The following is a 3,872-nucleotide window of genomic DNA, read 5'->3' as shown; positions in this document are numbered from 1 at the left end:
GAGAGTAACCATTTGAGTGCGGACCACTTGAACCGACGGCGATCAATGCATCTCCTGCAGCCACTTTGCTACCGTCGATGATGTTTTCTTTTTCTACTACTCCGACACAAAAGCCAGCGACATCGTAGTCTTCGCCTTCATACATTCCAGGCATTTCTGCGGTTTCGCCCCCAATCAGAGCGCAGCCCGCTTGAACACAACCATCAGCAATACCAGAAACGACATCTGCTGCTGTCTCTACGTCTAATTTTCCCGTGGCATAATAATCCAGGAAAAAGAGTGGCTCTGCACCTTGTACAATTAAGTCATTGACACACATGGCGACTAAATCAATCCCAATCGTGTCATGCTTTTTCATATCCAAAGCCAGTCGTAATTTGGTTCCAACTCCGTCGGTTCCTGAAACGAGAACGGGCTGTTTATACTTAGTTGGCAGTTCACATAGGGCACCAAAACCACCAATACCGCCCATGACCTCAGGGCGACGAGTGCGTTTGACTGCTCCTTTTATTCGTTCAACAAGCGCATTGCCTGCATCGATGTCTACGCCAGCATCTTTGTAGCTAAGAGAAGTGTTGTTACCGCTCACGGGGAAAGTCCTCGATCTAGTTGGATATGAAAACGAGGCTATTCTACAGGCTTAAACCAAAAAGGAAAACGTTTGCGTCAGATTTTTATCAAGATTTTAGGTCGGAAAACCGCAATAAATGAGTGTATAATCTGAAAGTTTATTTAAATTATGCCGGAGATGGAAATGAAAGTTGTTGAAGTAAAACACCCTCTAGTAAAACATAAAATTGGTCTGATGCGAGAAGGTGATATCAGCACGAAACGTTTTCGTGAGTTAGCCACCGAAGTTGGGAGCCTACTTACTTATGAAGCGACTGCTGACTTTGAAACAGAAAAAGTAACTATTGACGGCTGGAACGGTCCTGTTGAAGTGGATCAAATTAAAGGCAAGAAGGTCACCGTAGTGCCTATTTTACGGGCTGGATTGGGAATGATGGATGGTGTATTGGAACATATTCCAAGTGCTCGTATTAGTGTGGTGGGAGTTTATCGAGACGAAGAAACATTAGAGCCAGTACCTTACTTCAACAAACTGGCTTCCAATATTGAAGAGCGCATTGCGATGGTGGTTGACCCAATGCTTGCCACCGGCGGTTCTATGATTGCCACGATTGATCTACTTAAAGAGAAAGGATGCAACCAAATTAAGGTCTTGGTTTTAGTCTCTGCGCCTGAAGGTATTGAAGCGTTGGCCAAAGCACACCCTGATGTTGAGTTGTACACGGCGGCTATTGATGAAAAACTCAATGACAAAGGTTATATCGTTCCTGGTTTAGGGGATGCTGGGGATAAGATCTTCGGGACGAAATAATTTCGTATTCTTGTAAAGTATTCTTGTAAAGAAGAGGCACTATTGGTTCCTCTTCTCAACATTCAGCGAGCTTATTTATTTAGACGCAGTGTGCCACTTTTTCTGGTGATATTTTTCGATGTGCCTTTATTGTTTGTTGTTGATGAATCACGATGCGGTTTACATTTTTCACGCCCTTTTTTCGTATTAGGCCCATGACGATGTTCATGCGCATCTCGCCCTTTAAAGGTTCGATGTGTAACCGGCTTGGTGGTTCGGCTATCAAATAATTTGGCATTGGTTGCTTTTGGGATAGTTTGCCCTTTACTGCCTGTTCGAGATGCTTCTTCGGTACTGATTGATCCTTCACACATGGCTAAAATTTCATTGACTTCAGCTTCTGTTAAATAACGCCATTGTCCGTTAGGAATACCCTCTAAAGTAATATTCATGATTCTCACCCGGCGCAATTTAAATACTTCATACCCTAACGCTTCACACATACGACGAATTTGCCGGTTTAAGCCTTGAGTGAGAACAATGCGAAAGGCATATTTTGTTTCTTGGGTGACTTTGCAAGGAAGCGTCACAGTATCGAGAATATTCACACCGCTGGCCATCTGGTGAATAAACTGCTCGGTGATCGGCTTGTTGACTCGCACTACATACTCTTTTTCGTGATTATTCCCTGCGCGGAGAATTTTATTCACAATATCCCCATCATTGGTTAAAAAGATTAACCCATCTGAGGGTTTATCTAAACGGCCAATAGGAAAGATACGTTTGCTGTGGCCAATGAAATCAACAATATTTCCGGGCACATCTCGTTCCGTGGTACAAGTAATCCCTGTTGGTTTATTTAACGCAATGTAGATGGGTTTTTCTTTATAGCCGACCGGATTGCCATCAATACAGACAGTATCTTGCTCTGTGACTTTTGTTCCCATCTGGGGAATTTCCCCATTAATGGTGACTCGGCCTTGTTCTATTAATTTGTCGGCTTCTCGGCGTGAACAAAATCCTGTTTCACTGATGTATTTATTTAAGCGTTTTTCATGGGGTGTCATGGTGGCTCCTAACGTTTCGCAACGGAGTGGTCAATCAAAATAATAATATTATCTACGTGAGGGGTCGTATTTTATCAGTTATTACCGGTTAACCAAGTCGTTTTTGGTGGCGCTCTCGGTTATCATTTTTTTGATGGCGACTTTTTCGAAGTAAGATATAGACAGCCCCAGTCCCGCCATGGAAACGTTGTGCGCTATGAGCACATTGCACTTCATCAATTTGAGTTAACCAATGAGCGACAAAGCTTTTGATCATTGCGGGCGGAGTTGAGCGCTCTCCTCGTCCATGTATAATTAAGATCGTTCGCATATCCAGCCTCATACATTGGGCTAGAAAATGGCAGACCTCGTCCCGCGCTTGTTTTAGTGTTTTACGGTGTAAGTCTAGCCTCGCCTGAATGGGGTATTTACCTAATCGTAATTTTTTGTACACACCATCTTGTACCCCATCTTTTTTGTATTCCACTACATCATCGGGTTTTAGCATCGGAGCAGAATCGATCGAAAGATAATCGGGATTGTGTTCGGAAAGGGCGATCGCGGATTGACGCTTTGCTAATTGCGCATCAGTAACCGTATGGCCTTTTTTCAGTTCAGCGACGTCATGGGTGAGGGGTTTTACATCTCCCATCATTTGCTGAAACAAGGCTAAATCATCATCATGAGACATAATAGTGCCTGAAAAGGGTCATTCAATGAGATGATTATACCGATTCAAACAGGAAGATGACCAAAGAAAAAAATAAAAAAACGGAGTAGACAGGCGATCTACTCCGGTGCATAGCATCAGTTTATAGGTGCTAAGCGATCTAGTGAGGAGATTTGTCGTTCATGACATTGCCGAGGTAAAAGCTGTGAGAAACAGCACTAGACCAACGGCTCTAATCGCTTTACTGTACGACTCAATAAGCGTTTAAGTCAGATGTCTAGATTATCGGCAACGTTTTTGAAGACGAAAATACGTTAAAATATGACTAAATTTTCAACCCTGATCTGGATCAATTGTATGCCACAGGTTGTGATTGTGTTTCTTTTGCTGTGTATTTAATCACATTTTGCTGGTGTTTGTTTGTCTTACATACGGAAGATAGAGAAAAGAAGAAAAGGACTTGCTTAACGAAACAGAATGGGTACCATACGCCTGGTAAACGGTGAATAGCGCAGTTTGGTAGCGCATCTCCGGTTTTAGGAATAGCGGACCAGAGGGCGACCCTCTTGTCGGATTTTCTAAAAAAAACTTGTCGGTGAATAGCGCAGTTTGGTAGCGCATCTGGTTTGGGACCAGAGGGTCGGGGGTTCGAATCCCTCTTCACCGACCACTATTTTAGGCCTCAGTTGAAAGACTGAGGCTTTTAAGTTTGTAGAGAGTGATTGACAGAGGGTCGGGGGTTCGCCTGATATTTCAAATTAGGCTCTTCACCGACCACTATTCTGGGCCTCAGTCA

Annotated in this window: 4 protein-coding genes and 1 tRNA gene; 2 read left to right on the top strand and 3 right to left on the bottom strand. The window is 43.4% G+C overall.

Going from position 1 to position 3,872, the window contains the following annotated elements:
- Positions 1–589 (bottom strand): phosphoribosylformylglycinamidine cyclo-ligase (gene purM / locus B7C60_RS18875; RefSeq protein ID WP_245869163.1); only part of this gene is annotated, 589 nt, incomplete at its 3' end.
- 165 nt (positions 590–754) lie between these two features.
- On the opposite strand from purM, the gene upp reads away from it, so the two are divergent.
- The gene (upp, locus tag B7C60_RS10460) at positions 755–1,381 is read left to right on the top strand and encodes a uracil phosphoribosyltransferase (protein ID WP_099611665.1); all 627 of its coding nucleotides are present in this window, start codon (positions 755–757) and stop codon (positions 1,379–1,381) included.
- A gap of 71 nt (positions 1,382–1,452) precedes the next feature.
- Here upp and rluF read toward each other — a convergent pair whose 3' ends face one another.
- On the bottom strand, positions 1,453–2,427 hold the full coding sequence (rluF, locus tag B7C60_RS10455) for a 23S rRNA pseudouridine(2604) synthase RluF (RefSeq protein ID WP_099611595.1): 975 nt from the start codon (positions 2,425–2,427) through the stop codon (positions 1,453–1,455).
- Positions 2,428–2,515: 88 nt separating this feature from the next.
- A complete protein-coding gene (smrA, locus tag B7C60_RS10450) occupies positions 2,516–3,097 on the bottom strand; it encodes a DNA endonuclease SmrA (protein ID WP_099611594.1) in 582 nt (193 codons plus the stop codon).
- A 572-nt stretch (positions 3,098–3,669) separates the two neighbouring features.
- Here smrA and B7C60_RS10445 point away from each other — a divergent pair.
- Positions 3,670–3,746 (top strand) — tRNA-Pro (locus tag B7C60_RS10445).
- Positions 3,747–3,872: the final 126 nt, after the last annotated feature.

It is taken from the genome of Vibrio fujianensis (assembly GCF_002749895.1).
Classification (GTDB): Bacteria; Pseudomonadota; Gammaproteobacteria; order Enterobacterales; family Vibrionaceae; genus Vibrio; species Vibrio fujianensis.
This window is presented reverse-complemented; position numbering and strand designations above follow the sequence as displayed.

Bases quoted from the DNA above. Each gene is read 5' to 3' on its own strand.
- upp (WP_099611665.1), top strand. From the start codon at position 755: ATGAAAGTTGTTGAAGTAAAACACCCTCTAGTAAAACATAAAATTGGT.
- rluF (WP_099611595.1), bottom strand. From the start codon at position 2,427: ATGACACCCCATGAAAAACGCTTAAATAAATACATCAGTGAAACAGGA.
- smrA (WP_099611594.1), bottom strand. From the start codon at position 3,097: ATGTCTCATGATGATGATTTAGCCTTGTTTCAGCAAATGATGGGAGAT.